The sequence below is a fragment of the Mesorhizobium sp. CO1-1-7 genome (genome assembly GCF_020164885.1).
GTDB classification, from domain to species: domain Bacteria; phylum Pseudomonadota; class Alphaproteobacteria; order Rhizobiales; family Rhizobiaceae; genus Mesorhizobium; species Mesorhizobium australicum.
Map to the genome: position 1 here is coordinate 222,808 of NZ_JAIUHA010000007.1, position 15,912 is coordinate 238,719.

Consider the following 15,912-nt stretch of genomic DNA (forward strand, 5'->3'; position numbering starts at 1 on the left):
TCTTCGGGCCGCCCTTTTTCGTTTCAGACGCCTCGCAACGCAAGCATTGCGCGTTTGTTTCAAAGCTGTTGCAAGCGCCATGGCTGCAACTAGTATAGGTTGCACTGAGGGGAGCTTTGCCGACAGTGGTTCCAAGGCACCGTTTCGATGAGAAGGCATGGCGGTTATGGGCACTAGTTTGCCTCGCCGTCGCCATGGCTCTGCCCGTTTTGACAGCGCGAGCGGAGGATGGGCCTCTCGACATCCCGCCCATGCGCTTCGTCGTCGTGCGCAGCAACGCTCCGGGATGCGAACCCAATTGTCCTGAATGGATATCGGCGGACGGCACCATCGACGCGGGCACGCCGTCGCTCCTCAAGCGCACGCTCAAGGCGCTCAAGGGAAGGCAATTGCCAGTCGTCGTCAATTCGCCCGGCGGCAACGTCGACGCCGCGCTGGCACTCGGCCGTATGATCCGCAAGAACAAGCTCGATATCGCCGTCGGCGTGACGGTTTTTTCCGATTGCCAACCGCAAACAAAAAACTGCGGGGACAACAAGGGCAAGAGTGCCGATTATTTCGGTACGGCCTATGACGACGGAGCCATGTGCAATTCGGCCTGTCCGCTAATGTTTTCCGGCGGTGTTCGCCGCTTCGTCGGAGATTTCGGCTATCTCGGCGTCCACCAGATCACCACCACATACCAGCGGGAGAAGCTGCTCTACCGGACCACGTACCGGATCGTGAACGGCAGGAAGAAGATCATCAGCACCAAGGTGGTCAGCCGCAAAAACGCTGGCAGCTACAAAACCTACGAAATGAGCAGGACCGTCGAGAAGACGCTTTCGGCGTACCTGAAGGAAATGGGGATAGCAGACGGCGTACTGGAAATCATGAAGGCCACGCCGGCCAGTGAGATTCGTCAGATTCCCCTCGACGACATGGTGAGGATGAAGTTGGTCACCAGCCGGGACGCAGTGGATCTGTTGACCGCCGCCAGCCTCTGCGGCCTGGCCCAGCCGGCCACGAACTGCCGGCAAATAGCTGGACCCGCAAGCAAGACGACGCCATCGGCCGCAGCCAGGCCGATGGCTGCCGTAACCGTTCAACCGGACACCGCGAAGACCGGCGGGGACATGCGGTTTGTCGTCGTTCGCGGCAGCAATCCGCTGTGCAATCCCGATTGTCCGGAATGGATATCGGCCGAAGGTGCGATCACGAACCAGGCGACACGGAAGCTGCGGCAGTTGCTGGCCACGCTTGGCGATCGGCGGCTGCCTATCGTCATCAGCTCACGCGGAGGCGACCTGCCCAGCGCTCTCGCAATGGGGCGGCTTATCCATGAAAGAAAGCTCGACATCGCCGTTGCCCGGACCGATTTCGTCGACTGTGACCCCGACGCGTGGAACTGCCTGGCCACGGAAGGAGCCTATGCCGGATTGAGCATCGATGCGGGGGTGGAGTGTGATTCCGCCTGTGCGTTAGTGGTCGCCGGCGGCGCCAGACGGCTTGTCGGTCCCCGGGCGCGGCTCAGCCTGTATCCGATGGGACAGAAGCTGGTGGTCAAGGCCTACCTCGACGAGATTGCGATCGGCCCGGCTCTGTTCGCAACAATCGAACGACGCTCGACCGAGGGGCAACTTGACCCAGACACCATGCTCAAGCTTGGACTGACAACGGGACCGCAATCGGTCGACACGCTGACCGGCTCCACGATTTGCAAGGCTGTTGCCAAGCCTGACAATTGCCTGGGCCTGCCAGCCGCCAATGCACAGGCCGACGCGCCCGCCAGGCTGTAGAGCACGGTGATGTCAGGGGAACTGCCCATCGAGGCAGGTTGAGCCATATCCGATTTCCGCTATCGTCGCGGCGGCGGGGCCGGCGAAGGATCGAGAATGAGCCAGGACGTTCCGACACTCTACGAATGGGCCGGAGGCAGCGAGGCGCTGAACCGGCTGACGCAAACCTTCTACGACAAGGTGGCGCAAGATCCGGTCGTTGGCCCAGTGTTCAAGCACATGTCGCCGGACCACCCCGCCCATGTCGCGGCCTTCATCGGCGAGGTTTTCGGCGGACCGAAAACCTACAGCGAAACCTTTGGCGGCCACCGCGAAATGGTCATGCATCATCTGGGCAAGCACCTGACGGAGGAGCAACGCCGCCGCTGGATCAACCTTCTGGCCGACGCCGCGGATGAGGTCGGTCTGCCGGACGATCCGGAATTCCGTTCAGCATTCATGGGCTACGTCGAATGGGGATCGCGGCTGGCCAAGATGAATTCCAATCTCGGCGAGACCTGCGATCCCGAGACCGAACCGATGCCGGCCTGGGGCTGGGGCGTGCCTGGCGGTCCGTACCGGGTGCCGGACGCAAAATAGCTTCGGCTGCCGGCGATACCTCTATGAATCGCGCGCCAGCGACTTCAGGCGGGAGCTGGAGATCGATGCCGAGGGGCTGGTCGCCGACCATCTCGATTTCTGGCGCAGGGGTTAAGCACGTTTGCCTGCAAACCGCTCTTTACAGAGCGCGCGGAAGCTTTTAGGAAGCGCCTGCGCCGAAGCGCGCGTGTACGGGCATAGCTCAGTTGGTAGAGCGGCGGTCTCCAAAACCGCAGGTCGTAGGTTCGAGCCCTGCTGCCCGTGCCATTTCCTAAGACTGGCATCAAAACGATGTTTCGCGGGCCAGCCTTTGAAAATCGGCGAGCCGCTTGCCATATTAGCCCGATTGGGGCATAAGGGCGCCATAGCCGGGACGGAACGACTGGATGGTTCCGAGGCGGTGTTTGGTCATAAAGCGGGCACTTGCCACTTGCGTGGATCAAGAATCGGTTTTATGTAGACGAAACAGACACGCGACGCGTGGAGCTGGGAAGCCGGCTTTACGCGTCTGATTTGCATGGGCGAAATGATTGTGCTGATTCGGCGCAAGATTGGGCTCAGGCGGCACGTCCCGGCCAGCGGGATCATCCAGGGGGCCCGGCCAACGGGTCTTGAAGACAGGCGGCATATGGCTTCGAAAACCACAAATCCTTTCGTCTTTCTCCAGCAGGTGCGCGCGGAGACAGCCAAGGTGACTTGGCCGTCGCGCCGCGAGACGATGATCTCGACGGTCATGGTCCTGGCCTTTGCTGTGATTGCGATGATCTTCTTCTTCACCGCCGATCAGCTCATGGGCCTCGCGGTCGAGCAGATTCTGGGCATTGGACGCTAAGTCCGGCGATTAGGAGAAGTCGAAAAAATGGCTACGCGCTGGTACATCGTCCACGCCTATTCGAACTTCGAGAAGAAGGTCGCCGAGGACATCGAGAACAAGGCCAAGCAGAAGGGCCTGTCCGCCGATATCGAGCAGATCGTGGTGCCGACCGAGAAGGTCGTCGAGGTTCGTCGCGGCCGGAAGGTCGACGCCGAGCGCAAGTTCTTCCCGGGCTACGTGCTCTTGAAGGCCAACTTGACCGACGCCGTGTTCTCGCTGGTCAAGAACACGCCGAAGGTCACAGGTTTTCTCGGCGACTCCAAGCCGGTGCCGATCACCGAGGCCGAAGCCCAGCGCATCCTGAACCAGGTGCAGGAAGGCGTCGAGCGGCCGAAGCCCTCGGTCACTTTCGAGATCGGCGAGGCGATCCGCGTTTCGGATGGTCCCTTCGCGTCGTTCAACGGTTTCGTCCAGGAAGTGGACGAGGAGCGGGCGCGGCTCAAGGTGGAAGTTTCGATCTTCGGGCGCGCTGTGCCCGTCGATCTGGAATTCGGACAGGTCGAAAAGGGCTGATCCGAAATCCCTGATGCCGGTCCGGCGATCAGGGGAGGCGGCGCGGCAACGCGCGGCTTGAGAACGGTGGGAGGCGAAGGCGGCTTTAGCCGGCCGCAAGAACCGCACCACCAGACTGCAACCGCCGGTGTTTCCCAGATCGTGGAGCCGGCATAGACAAAGGCAGGAAAAGAGATGGCTAAGAAAATTGCAGGCCAGCTCAAGCTCCAGGTCTCCGCGGGATCGGCCACGCCGTCTCCCCCGATCGGCCCGGCACTTGGTCAGCGTGGCATCAACATCATGGAATTCTGCAAGGCGTTCAACGCGCAGACCCAGGAAATGGAAAAGGGATCGCCGGTTCCGGTCGTCATCACCTATTACCAGGACAAGTCGTTCACCTTCGTCATGAAGACGCCCCCGGTGAGCTACTTCCTGAAGAAGGCCGCGAACCTGAAGTCGGGCTCGAAGGAGCCGGGCAAGGTCAAGGCTGGCACGGTTTCGCGCGACAAGGTTCGCGAAATCGCGACCGCCAAGATGAAGGATCTGAACGCGAACGACGTCGAAGCGGCCATGCGCATGGTCGAGGGCTCCGCCCGCTCGATGGGTCTGGAAGTGGTGGGCTAAGATCATGGCAAAGATTGCAAAGCGTGTATCGAAGACCCGTGAAGGCATCGATCCCAACAAGGCTTATGCGCTCGGTGATGCGCTGAAGCTGCTCAAGGATCGTTCCTCGGTCAAGTTCGACGAGACCATCGAAGTGGCCATGAACCTCGGCGTCGACCCGCGTCATGCCGACCAGATGGTTCGCGGCGTGGTCAACCTGCCGAACGGCACCGGCCGCTCGGTCCGTGTCGCCGTGTTCGCCCGTGGCGACAAGGCCGAAGAGGCCAAGGCCGCCGGTGCCGACATCGTCGGTGCCGAGGATCTGGTCGACATCGTCCAGAAGGGCACGATCGATTTCGATCGCTGCATCGCCACGCCGGACATGATGCCGCTCGTCGGCCGTCTCGGTAAGGTGCTCGGCCCGCGCGGCATGATGCCGAACCCGAAGGTCGGCACCGTCACCACCGATGTCGCCGCGGCCGTCAAGGCTTCGAAGGGCGGCGCGGTCGAGTTCCGTGTCGAGAAGGCCGGCATCGTTCATGCCGGTGTCGGCAAGGTCTCTTTCGACGTCAAGGCGCTGGAAGAGAACGTCCGTGCCTTCGCCGATGCGGTGACCAAGGCAAAGCCGGCTGGCGCCAAGGGCAACTACGTCAAGAAGGTGTCCGTCACCTCGACGATGGGCCCGGGCCTCAAGCTCGACGTCTCGACGCTCGCCGCGTCCTGATTGGATTTGGATTGGCCTTTCGAAGGCTGATCCGTGACTGAATTCCGGGCCTTGGATTTATCCTGGGCCCGGTACCGGAAGCCGGAAGGCTTCCGGACATCCTGTCCGAGATTGCGGGCGGCCCGAACCTTGATTCAAGAGGAGGGCCTTAATTCATGTGGGCCTGCATGAGACGGGTGAAAACCGGACAACGGGGCAGCAAGCTCCAATGAAAGGTTCGAACCGTGTTTGCCTTTTGTCTGCGCATCGCCGGCTTTGCCGTCGATGTGGCGAAAGGGGGCAGGATCCTCGAGCGTCGTTCGGGAGATCCGTTACTGGATGGCCCGGCCGGCAAAAGGCAACCCGACGCCTGTCCTCGAAATGGGAATGTTCCCATTGGCAGGACTGGGGTCAACTGGAGATAGGCAGTGGACAGAGCGGAAAAACGCGAACTCGTCACGGGCCTGAATGATGCGTTTTCGGGCGCGGGTTCAGTCGTCGTGGCCCACTATGCCGGTATCACCGTCGCGCAAATGAACGACCTTCGGTCGAAGATGCGCGCTGCCGGTGGCACCGTTAAAGTCGCGAAGAACCGTCTCGCCAAAATCGCTCTTCAGGGCACGGACTCCGCATCGATCATCGAGCTGTTCAAGGGACAGACGCTGATCGCCTATTCGGAGGATCCGATTGCGGCGCCGAAGGTCGCGTCCGATTTCGCCAAGGGGAATGACAAGCTCGTCATTCTCGGCGGCGCAATGGGCACCACCTCGCTCAACGCCGACGGTGTGAAGGCACTCGCCACACTTCCGTCGCTCGATGAGCTGCGCGCCAGGCTGGTTGGCATGATCGCCACGCCGGCAACCCGGATCGCCCAGATCGTCAATGCGCCAGCGGCTTCGGTCGCGCGCGTCATCGGCGCTTACGCCCGGAAGGACGAGGCGGCATGAGGCCGTTCCTCGCTATCAAAAACACACGTTCGAACCTAACGAAGGAACACAACAATGGCTGATCTGGCAAAGATCGTAGACGACCTTTCGAAGCTGACCGTCCTCGAGGCGGCTGAGCTGTCGAAGCTTCTGGAAGAAAAGTGGGGCGTTTCGGCTGCTGCTCCGGTGGCGGTTGCCGCTGCTGGCGGTGCTGCCGCTGCTGCTGCTCCGGTCGAGGAAAAGACGGAATTCGACGTCGTTCTCACCGAGGCCGGCGCTCAGAAGATCAACGTCATCAAGGAAGTCCGCGCCATCACCGGCCTTGGCCTCAAGGAAGCCAAGGACCTGGTCGAAGCGGCTCCGAAGCCGGTCAAGGAAGGCGTTTCCAAGGCCGACGCTGACAAGTTCAAGGCCCAGCTGGAAGCAGCCGGCGCCAAGGTCGACCTGAAGTAAGCGTAAAAAGCGGCGGGCGGCCTCGCGCCGTCCGCCACTCCCTTGGGTGATCAGGGGAGGCTGCGTGACGCGAGATGTACGAGAACCTCTTTCTTGAGGGCCGTAACCCGGCCTTCAGGAAACGGGTTTTCTCCCGTTTTAGCCGGTAACCGCCAAGCAATTGGAGAGGCGGCCGGAGAACAGACAGAGAGCCGCCGCCCAGGTGGCTCAGTATGCAAGACGAACCGCGGCGAGGTTCGTCCCGAGTTTAGAGCTAAGGAGCGACGATGGCCCAGACCCAGACTTTCAATGGCCGCAGACGCGTACGCAAGTTCTTCGGGAAGATCCCGGAAGTTGCGGAGATGCCGAACCTTATCGAGGTTCAGAAGGCATCCTATGACCAGTTCCTGATGGTGGACGAGCCCAAGGGCGGACGTCCCGACGAAGGACTGCAGGCTGTTTTCAAGTCGGTCTTCCCGATCTCCGATTTTTCCGGCTCCTCCATGCTGGAGTTCGTGAAGTACGAGTTCGAAGGACCGAAATTCGACGTTGACGAATGCCGTCAGCGCGACCTGACCTATGCCGCGCCGCTGAAGGTGACGCTGCGCCTCATCGTGTTCGATATCGACGAGGATACCGGTGCCAAGTCGATCAAGGACATCAAGGAGCAGGACGTCTACATGGGCGACATGCCGCTCATGACCTTGAACGGCACCTTTATCGTCAACGGCACCGAGCGCGTCATCGTCTCGCAGATGCACCGCTCGCCGGGCGTCTTCTTCGACCACGACAAGGGCAAGTCGCACTCGTCGGGCAAGCTTCTGTTTGCCGCCCGTGTAATTCCCTACCGTGGCTCGTGGCTCGACATCGAGTTCGATTCCAAGGACGTCGTGCACGCCCGCATCGACCGTCGCCGCAAAATTCCGGTGACGTCGCTGCTGATGGCGCTCGGCATGGACGGCGAGGAGATCCTGTCGACCTTCTACAACAAGATCACCTACAAGCGCGCCGGCGACCATTGGCGCATTCCCTTCAACGTCGAGCGTTTCCGCGGCCTCAAGGCCGTCGGCGACCTGGTCGATGCCGACACCGGCGAGATCGTCGTCGAGGCGGGCAAGAAGATCACCGCTCGCCAGGCACGCCAGCTCGGCGAAAAGGGTCTCAAGGCGATCAAGGCGACCGACGAGGATCTGCTCGGCAACTACCTGGCCGAGGACATCGTCAACTACGCCACCGGCGAGATTTTCCTCGAGGCCGGCGATGAGATCGACGACAAGACGCTCAAGGTGCTGCTCGGCACCGGCGAGCAGGAGATCCAGGTCCTCGACATCGACCATGTCAATGTCGGCGCCTATATCCGCAACACGCTCGCCGTCGACAAGAACGAGAGCCGCCAGGACGCGCTGTTCGACATCTACCGTGTCATGCGCCCGGGCGAGCCGCCTACGCTCGAGACCGCCGAAGCCATGTTCAACTCGCTGTTCTTCGACAGCGAGCGCTACGACCTGTCCGCCGTCGGCCGCGTCAAGATGAACATGCGCCTCGAGCTCAAGGCCGAGGACACCGTGCGCGTGCTGCGCAAGGACGACATCCTGGCCGTGGTCAGGACGCTGGTCGAACTGCGTGATGGCAAGGGCGAGATCGACGACATCGACAATCTCGGCAACCGCCGCGTGCGTTCGGTCGGCGAGCTGATGGAGAACCAGTACCGCGTCGGCCTGCTGCGCATGGAGCGCGCGATCAAGGAACGCATGTCCTCGATCGAGATCGACACGGTCATGCCGCAGGACCTGATCAACGCCAAGCCGGCGGCCGCCGCCGTGCGCGAGTTCTTCGGTTCCTCGCAGCTGTCGCAGTTCATGGACCAGACCAACCCGCTGTCGGAGATCACCCACAAGCGTCGTCTCTCGGCGCTTGGACCGGGCGGTCTGACCCGCGAGCGTGCCGGCTTCGAAGTGCGCGACGTGCACCCGACGCATTACGGCCGTATCTGCCCGATCGAGACGCCGGAAGGCCCGAATATCGGTCTGATCAACTCGCTGGCGACCTTCGCGCGCGTCAACAAGTACGGCTTCATCGAAAGCCCGTACCGCAAGATCGTCGACGGCAAGCTGACCAATGACGTCGTCTATCTCTCGGCGATGGAAGAGGCCAAGCACCATGTCGCGCAGGCCAACGCCGAGCTCGACAAGAATGGCGGCTTCGTCGACGAGTTCGTCATTTGCCGCAGCGCCGGCGAAGTGATGATGGCGCCGCGCGAAAACGTCGACCTGATGGACGTGTCGCCCAAGCAGATGGTGTCTGTTGCCGCGGCGCTCATCCCGTTCCTCGAGAACGACGACGCCAACCGCGCTCTAATGGGCTCGAACATGCAGCGCCAGGCCGTGCCGCTGGTGCGCGCCGAGGCGCCGTTCGTCGGCACCGGCATGGAGCCGATCGTCGCCCGTGACTCGGGCGCCGCCATCGGCGCGCGTCGTGGCGGCATCGTCGACCAGGTGGACGCGACGCGTATCGTTATCCGCGCCACCGAGGATCTCGATCCGGGCAAGTCCGGCGTCGACATCTACCGGCTGATGAAGTTCCAGCGTTCGAACCAGAACACCTGCATCAACCAGCGTCCGCTGGTGCGCATGGGTGACCGGGTCAACAAGGGCGACATCATCGCCGATGGTCCCTCGACCGAACTCGGTGATCTGGCGCTCGGCCGCAACGTGCTGGTCGCGTTCATGCCGTGGAACGGCTACAACTACGAGGACTCGATCCTGCTCTCCGAGCGTATCGTGGCCGACGACGTCTTCACCTCGATCCACATCGAGGAGTTCGAGGTCATGGCGCGCGATACCAAGCTCGGTCCGGAGGAAATCACGCGCGATATTCCAAACGTCTCGGAAGAAGCGCTGAAGAACCTCGACGAAGCCGGCATCGTCTATATCGGTGCGGAAGTGCAGCCGGGCGACATCCTGGTCGGCAAGATCACGCCGAAGGGCGAGAGCCCGATGACGCCGGAAGAGAAGCTTCTGCGCGCCATCTTCGGCGAAAAGGCTTCCGACGTGCGCGACACTTCGATGCGCATGCCTCCGGGCACTTTCGGCACCGTCGTCGAGGTGCGCGTGTTCAATCGCCACGGTGTGGAGAAGGATGAGCGCGCCATGGCGATCGAGCGCGAGGAGATCGAACGCCTCGCCAAGGATCGCGACGACGAGCAGGCCATTCTGGACCGTAATGTCTATGCGCGTCTTTCCGACGTTCTCGTCGGCAAGGAAGCGATCGCTGGACCGAAGGGCTTCAAGAAGGGCTCGACGCTGTCCAAGGACACGCTCGACGAGTATCCGCGTTCGCAGTGGTGGCAGTTTGCGGTGGAGAACGAAAAGCTCCAAAGCGAACTGGAAGCCCTGCGTGGCCAGTACGACGATTCCAAGAAGGCGCTCGAACAGCGCTTCATGGACAAGGTCGAGAAGGTGCAGCGCGGCGACGAAATGCCTCCGGGCGTCATGAAGATGGTCAAGGTCTTCGTGGCGGTGAAGCGCAAGATGCAGCCCGGCGACAAGATGGCCGGCCGTCACGGCAACAAGGGTGTCGTGTCGCGTATCGTTCCGGTCGAGGACATGCCTTTCCTCGAGGACGGCACGCATGCCGATATCGTGCTCAACCCGCTGGGTGTGCCGAGCCGCATGAATGTCGGCCAGATCCTGGAAACGCATCTGGGCTGGGCCTGCGCTGGCATGGGCAGGAAGATCGGCGAGCTTATCGATGCGTACAAGACAGCCGGCGACATCAAGCCGCTGCGCAAGACGCTCGAGAGCTTCATGCCGGCCAACGACCGCAACGAGCCGGTTCGCGAATATGACGACGAGAGCATCGTTCGCCTGAGCGAGCAGATGCGCCGCGGCGTCTCCATCGCGACCCCGGTGTTCGACGGCGCGCATGAGGCTGACATCAACATCATGCTGGAGCAGGCGGGCCTGCACACCAGCGGTCAGTCGCAGCTCTATGACGGACGCACCGGCGAGCCGTTCGATCGCAAGGTGACGATGGGCTATATCTACATGCTCAAGCTTCACCACCTCGTGGACGACAAGATCCACGCGCGTTCGATCGGTCCGTACTCGCTCGTCACTCAGCAGCCGCTGGGCGGCAAGGCGCAGTTCGGCGGCCAGCGCTTCGGCGAGATGGAGGTCTGGGCACTGGAAGCCTACGGCGCCGCTTACACGCTGCAGGAAATGCTGACGGTGAAGTCGGACGACGTCGCCGGCCGCACCAAGGTCTACGAGGCGATCGTGCGTGGCGACGACACGTTCGAGGCAGGCATTCCCGAGAGCTTCAACGTGCTCGTCAAGGAAATGCGGTCTCTCGGCCTCAATGTCGAGCTCGAGAACACCAAGCTCGACGAAAACCCGATCCGGCTGCCCGATGCTGCCGAATAGGGGCGCGGCCGAGTAAACAAGACATCCGGGCGCGGGAGAGGGCTCTCGCGACCGGACGCACCAATTCTTCGGCCGGTGGGCCGACCACTCAGCGGGCATTCGGCCCGCGTTAGATGCAAGGGGTTTTCGAGGACCCCGAAAAGGAGAACGGCATGAACCAAGAGGTCATGAATCTCTTCAATCCGCAGGCGCCTGCGCAGGTGTTCGATTCCATCCGGATTTCGCTTGCCAGCCCTGAGAAGATTCTGTCCTGGTCGTTCGGCGAGATCAAAAAGCCGGAGACCATTAACTACCGCACCTTCAAGCCGGAGCGTGACGGTCTGTTCTGCGCGCGCATTTTTGGCCCGATCAAGGACTATGAATGCCTGTGCGGCAAGTACAAGCGCATGAAGTACAAGGGCGTGATCTGCGAGAAGTGCGGCGTCGAAGTCACGCTGTCGCGCGTCCGCCGCGAGCGCATGGGCCATATCGAGCTGGCGGCTCCCGTCGCTCACATCTGGTTCCTGAAGTCGCTGCCCTCGCGCATCGGCACGCTGCTCGACATGACGCTGAAGGACATCGAGCGCGTCCTCTACTTCGAGAACTACATCGTCACCGAGCCTGGCCTCACCGCGCTGAAGGAGCACCAGCTGCTCAGCGAGGAAGAGTACATGATCGCCGTCGACGAATATGGCGAGGATAGTTTCACCGCCATGATCGGCGCCGAGGCCATTCATGACCTTCTGGCCGGCATGGACCTGGAGAAGATCGCCGGCGACCTGCGTTCGGAACTGGCATCGACCACGTCCGAGCTGAAGCAGAAAAAGTATCTGAAGCGGCTCAAGGTCGTCGAGAACTTCATGGAATCCGGCAACCGTCCGGAATGGATGATCATGAAGGTGGTTCCGGTGATCCCGCCGGACCTGCGCCCGCTCGTCCCGCTGGACGGCGGTCGTTTCGCGACGTCCGATCTGAACGATCTCTACCGCCGCGTCATCAACCGCAACAACCGCCTGAAGCGGCTGATCGAGCTGCGGGCGCCGGGCATTATCGTGCGCAATGAAAAGCGCATGCTGCAGGAAGCCGTCGATGCGCTGTTCGACAACGGCCGTCGCGGCCGCGTCATCACCGGCGCCAACAAGCGTCCGCTGAAGTCGCTGTCCGACATGCTCAAGGGCAAGCAGGGCCGGTTCCGTCAGAACCTGCTCGGCAAGCGCGTCGACTATTCCGGACGCTCGGTTATCGTCACCGGTCCGGAGCTCAAGCTGCACCAGTGCGGCCTGCCGAAGAAGATGGCGCTCGAACTGTTCAAGCCCTTCATCTACGCCCGTCTCGACGCCAAGGGTTACTCCTCGACCGTCAAGCAGGCCAAGAAGCTGGTCGAGAAGGAGCGTCCGGAAGTCTGGGATATCCTCGATGAGGTCATCCGCGAGCATCCGGTGCTGCTCAACCGCGCGCCGACGCTGCACCGCCTGGGCATCCAGGCGTTCGAGCCGATCCTGATCGAAGGCAAGGCGATCCAGCTTCACCCGCTGGTCTGCACGGCCTTCAACGCCGACTTCGACGGCGACCAGATGGCCGTTCACGTGCCGCTGTCGCTGGAAGCGCAGTTGGAAGCCCGCGTGCTGATGATGTCGACCAACAACATCCTGCACCCGGCTTCCGGCGCGCCGATCATCGTGCCGTCGCAGGACATGGTCCTGGGTCTCTACTACCTCTCGATCGTCAACCAGAACGAGCCGGGCGAGGGCATGGTGTTTGCCGACATGGGCGAACTCCAGCACGCGCTCGAGACCAAGGCTGTGACCCTGCACGCCAAGATCAAGGGCCGCTTCCGCACGGTCGACGCCCAAGGAAAGGTCGTGTCGAAGATCCATGACACCACGCCTGGCCGCATGATCATTGGCGAGCTTCTGCCGAAGAACGTCAACGTGCCCTATGAGACCGCCAACCAGGAGATGACCAAGAAGAACATCTCCAAGATGATCGACACCGTCTACCGCCATTGCGGTCAGAAGGAGACGGTCATTTTCTGCGACCGCATCATGGCGCTCGGCTTTGCCCATGCCTGCCGTGCCGGCATTTCGTTCGGCAAGGACGACATGCTGATCCCGGACACCAAGATCAAGCTGGTGTCGGATACCGAGGCTTTGGCCAAGGAGTACGAGCAGCAGTACAATGACGGCCTGATCACGCAGGGCGAGAAGTACAATAAGGTCGTCGACGCCTGGGCCAAGTGCTCGGAAAAGGTCGCCGACGAAATGATGGCCCGCATCAAGGCGGTCGAGTTCGAGGACAACGGCCGTCAGAAGCCGATGAACTCGATCTACATGATGTCGCACTCCGGTGCGCGCGGCTCGCCCACCCAGATGCGCCAGCTCGCTGGCATGCGCGGCCTGATGGCCAAGCCGTCGGGTGAAATCATCGAGACGCCGATCATCTCGAACTTCAAGGAAGGCCTGACCGTGCTCGAGTACTTCAACTCGACCCACGGCGCCCGCAAGGGTCTGGCCGATACCGCCTTGAAGACGGCGAACTCGGGTTACCTCACCCGTCGTCTGGTCGACGTGGCGCAGGACTGCATCGTCAACTCCGTGGATTGCGGCACCGACAAGGGCCTCACCATGCAGCCGATCGTCGATGCCGGTCAGGTCGTTGCTTCGGTCGGCCAGCGCGTGCTGGGCCGTACATCGCTCGACGACATCACCCATCCGGTGTCGGGCGAGGTCCTGGTCAAGGCCGGAACGCTGATGGACGAGCGTGACGTGGAGCAGATCGAAAAGGCCGGCGTGCAGTCGGTCCGCATCCGCTCGGCCCTGACCTGCGAAGTCAGGATCGGCGTCTGCGCGGTCTGCTACGGACGCGATCTGGCCCGCGGCACCCCGGTCAACCAGGGCGAAGCCGTCGGCGTCATCGCGGCGCAGTCGATCGGCGAGCCGGGCACGCAGCTCACCATGCGTACCTTCCACATGGGCGGTACGGCGCAGGTGGTAGACAGCTCGTTCCTTGAAGCCTCCTATGAGGGCAAGGTCGAGATCCGCAACCGCAACGTGGTGCGCAACTCGGACGGCCAGCAGATGGTCATGGGCCGCAACATGGCGGTGCTGATCCTCGACGAAGCCGGCAAGGAGCGCGCCACGCACCGTGTCACCTATGGTTCGCGCATCTTCGTGGACGATGGCGACAAGGTGAAGCGCGGTCAGCGTATCGCCGAGTGGGATCCCTATACGCGTCCTGTCCTCACTGAAATCGAGGGCAAGGTGTCGTATGAGGATCTGGTCGACGGCATTTCCGTTCAGGAAACGGCCGACGAGTCGACCGGCATCACCAAGCGTGAGGTCATCGACTGGCGTTCGACGCCGCGCGGCAACGACCTCAAGCCCGCGATTGCCATCCTTGACACCAAGGGCAAGGTCGGCAAGCTGTCGAAGGGTGGCGACGCCCGCTTCCTGCTCTCGGTCGAGGCCATTCTCTCGGTCGAGCCGGGTGCTCAGGTTCGCCCCGGCGACGTGCTGGCGCGTATCCCGATGGAAAGCGCCAAGACCAAGGACATCACCGGCGGTCTGCCGCGTGTTGCCGAACTGTTCGAGGCACGTCGTCCGAAGGATCACGCCATCATCGCCGAGATCGATGGCACGATCCGCTTCGGCCGCGACTACAAGAACAAGCGCCGCATCATCATCGAGCCGCACGACTCGACGCTCGAGCCGGTCGAGTACCTGATCCCGAAGGGCAAGCCGTTCCATCTCCAGGACGGCGACGTCATCGAGAAGGGCGACTACATCCTCGACGGCAACCCGGCGCCGCACGACATCCTGGCGATCAAGGGCGTGGAGGCACTTGCTTCCTACCTCGTCAACGAGATCCAGGAAGTCTACCGCCTGCAGGGCGTCTCGATCAACGACAAGCACATCGAGGTGATCGTTCGCCAGATGCTGCAGAAGGTCGAGATCACGGTGCAGGGCGACTCGACCTATATCCCGGGCGACCACGTCGACGTGATCGAACTGGAAGAGGTCAACGAGCGCCTAGTCGAGGACGGCAAGAAGCCGGCCGAAGGCCAGCCGGTGCTCTTGGGCATCACCAAGGCATCGCTGCAGACGCCGTCCTTCATCTCGGCCGCCTCCTTCCAGGAGACGACCAGGGTGCTGACGGAAGCCGCGGTTGCCGGCAAGACCGACATGCTGCAGGGCTTGAAGGAAAACGTCATCGTCGGCCGGCTGATCCCGGCCGGTACCGGCGGCACGATGAGCCAGATCCGGCGCATCGCCACCTCGCGCGACGAACTGATCATCGACGAGCGCCGCAAGGCCTCCGGTGTGGAAGTCGCCGAGCCGATGCTGGCGGACATGACAACCGCCGCGCAGTAGGCGCGGCGGCAAAAATCTCAGGCAACAGAAGCCGTCGGGGCAACCCGGCGGCTTTTTCATTTTTGCGATCGGAGGAAAGCGGATGAACACGAAGACCTGGACGGCTGTCGATGACTACATCGTTTCTTCTCTTTTCGAGGCGGATCCCGTTCTCGACGCGGTTCTGGCGGCCAACCGCGGGCAGGGCCTGCCGGCGATCGACGTCTCGGCGGCGCAAGGAAAGCTGCTCTCGCTGCTGGTGCGCATCAGCGACGCGAAGAAGGTGCTCGAGATCGGCACGCTGGGTGGCTATTCGACCATCTGGATGGCGCGGGGATTGCCTGCTGACGGCAAGGTCGTGACACTCGAACTCGATCCGCACCATGCCAAGGTCGCGCGCTCGAATTTCGAGCGGGCAGGGGTTGCGGACCGTGTGGACCTGCGTGTCGGTTCGGCGCTCCAGTCGCTGACAGAACTGGGCGGCGAGAATGCCGGCCCGTTCGATCTCGTCTTCATCGACGCGGACAAGCCGAACAACCCGAACTATCTGGCCTGGGCCTTGCGGCTGTCGCGGTCAGGAACGGTCATCGTCTGCGATAACGTCATCCGCGATGGTGCCGTTCTGGATGAAGACGGACGCGATGCCAATGTTGAGGGCGCTCGCGCGGCATTTTCATTCATCGGTGGCGACAAACGGCTGGATGGCACCGCCATCCAGACGGTGGGCGCCAAGGGCTATGACGGGTTTGCGATTGCGATTGTCGACTGATGCC

The 15,912-nt window shown here is 62.1% G+C and carries 11 protein-coding genes and 1 tRNA gene; all 12 read left to right on the forward strand.

Translation table 11 applies throughout. The features are described from left to right. Positions 1-251 precede the first annotated feature (251 nt). The 12 genes from LB516_RS17295 (at position 252) to LB516_RS17350 (ending at position 15,908) form a co-directional block, all read left to right on the forward strand. A complete protein-coding gene (locus LB516_RS17295; RefSeq protein ID WP_224720059.1) occupies positions 252-1,778 on the forward strand; it encodes a hypothetical protein in 1,527 nt (508 codons plus the stop codon). A gap of 96 nt (positions 1,779-1,874) precedes the next feature. Then, on the forward strand, positions 1,875-2,357 hold the full coding sequence (locus LB516_RS17300) for a group II truncated hemoglobin (RefSeq protein ID WP_224720060.1): 483 nt from the start codon (positions 1,875-1,877) through the stop codon (positions 2,355-2,357). A 191-nt stretch (positions 2,358-2,548) separates the two neighbouring features. After that, positions 2,549-2,624: transfer RNA gene (locus tag LB516_RS17305), tRNA-Trp, on the forward strand. Between the two features lie 361 nt (positions 2,625-2,985). Next, a complete protein-coding gene (secE, locus tag LB516_RS17310) occupies positions 2,986-3,189 on the forward strand; it encodes a preprotein translocase subunit SecE (RefSeq protein ID WP_013531408.1) in 204 nt (67 codons plus the stop codon). A gap of 27 nt (positions 3,190-3,216) precedes the next feature. Next, positions 3,217-3,744 carry a transcription termination/antitermination protein NusG gene (nusG, locus tag LB516_RS17315; protein WP_015317996.1) on the forward strand — a complete coding sequence of 176 codons (528 nt, stop codon included), beginning with the start codon at positions 3,217-3,219 and terminating at the stop codon, positions 3,742-3,744. Positions 3,745-3,918: 174 nt separating this feature from the next. Then, positions 3,919-4,347 carry a 50S ribosomal protein L11 gene (gene rplK / locus LB516_RS17320; RefSeq protein WP_010909262.1) on the forward strand — a complete coding sequence of 143 codons (429 nt, stop codon included), beginning with the start codon at positions 3,919-3,921 and terminating at the stop codon, positions 4,345-4,347. Between the two features lie 4 nt (positions 4,348-4,351). Continuing rightward, on the forward strand, positions 4,352-5,050 hold the full coding sequence (rplA, locus tag LB516_RS17325) for a 50S ribosomal protein L1 (RefSeq protein ID WP_023775355.1): 699 nt from the start codon (positions 4,352-4,354) through the stop codon (positions 5,048-5,050). Between the two features lie 407 nt (positions 5,051-5,457). After that, the gene (rplJ, locus tag LB516_RS17330) at positions 5,458-5,976 is read left to right on the forward strand and encodes a 50S ribosomal protein L10 (RefSeq protein WP_015317994.1); all 519 of its coding nucleotides are present in this window, start codon (positions 5,458-5,460) and stop codon (positions 5,974-5,976) included. A gap of 54 nt (positions 5,977-6,030) precedes the next feature. Next, complete coding sequence (gene rplL / locus LB516_RS17335; protein WP_015317993.1) at positions 6,031-6,408, forward strand: 50S ribosomal protein L7/L12; 378 nt, start codon at positions 6,031-6,033, stop codon at positions 6,406-6,408. A 266-nt stretch (positions 6,409-6,674) separates the two neighbouring features. Next, on the forward strand, positions 6,675-10,811 hold the full coding sequence (rpoB, locus tag LB516_RS17340) for a DNA-directed RNA polymerase subunit beta (protein WP_140666025.1): 4,137 nt from the start codon (positions 6,675-6,677) through the stop codon (positions 10,809-10,811). 152 nt (positions 10,812-10,963) lie between these two features. Then, the gene (gene rpoC / locus LB516_RS17345; RefSeq protein ID WP_224720061.1) at positions 10,964-15,160 is read left to right on the forward strand and encodes a DNA-directed RNA polymerase subunit beta'; all 4,197 of its coding nucleotides are present in this window, start codon (positions 10,964-10,966) and stop codon (positions 15,158-15,160) included. A gap of 82 nt (positions 15,161-15,242) precedes the next feature. After that, positions 15,243-15,908: an O-methyltransferase gene (locus LB516_RS17350; RefSeq protein WP_224720062.1), complete on the forward strand. Its 666-nt coding sequence runs from the start codon at positions 15,243-15,245 to the stop codon at positions 15,906-15,908. The last annotated feature ends 4 nt before the right edge of the window (positions 15,909-15,912 follow it).

Coding starts and splice junctions, on each gene's coding strand:
- LB516_RS17295 (WP_224720059.1), top strand. CDS start 252: ATGCGCTTCGTCGTCGTGCGCAGCAACGCTCCGGGATGCGAACCCAAT.
- LB516_RS17300 (WP_224720060.1), top strand. CDS start 1,875: ATGAGCCAGGACGTTCCGACACTCTACGAATGGGCCGGAGGCAGCGAG.
- secE (WP_013531408.1), top strand. CDS start 2,986: ATGGCTTCGAAAACCACAAATCCTTTCGTCTTTCTCCAGCAGGTGCGC.
- nusG (WP_015317996.1), top strand. CDS start 3,217: ATGGCTACGCGCTGGTACATCGTCCACGCCTATTCGAACTTCGAGAAG.
- rplK (WP_010909262.1), top strand. CDS start 3,919: ATGGCTAAGAAAATTGCAGGCCAGCTCAAGCTCCAGGTCTCCGCGGGA.
- rplA (WP_023775355.1), top strand. CDS start 4,352: ATGGCAAAGATTGCAAAGCGTGTATCGAAGACCCGTGAAGGCATCGAT.
- rplL (WP_015317993.1), top strand. CDS start 6,031: ATGGCTGATCTGGCAAAGATCGTAGACGACCTTTCGAAGCTGACCGTC.
- rpoB (WP_140666025.1), top strand. CDS start 6,675: ATGGCCCAGACCCAGACTTTCAATGGCCGCAGACGCGTACGCAAGTTC.
- rpoC (WP_224720061.1), top strand. CDS start 10,964: ATGAACCAAGAGGTCATGAATCTCTTCAATCCGCAGGCGCCTGCGCAG.
- LB516_RS17350 (WP_224720062.1), top strand. CDS start 15,243: ATGAACACGAAGACCTGGACGGCTGTCGATGACTACATCGTTTCTTCT.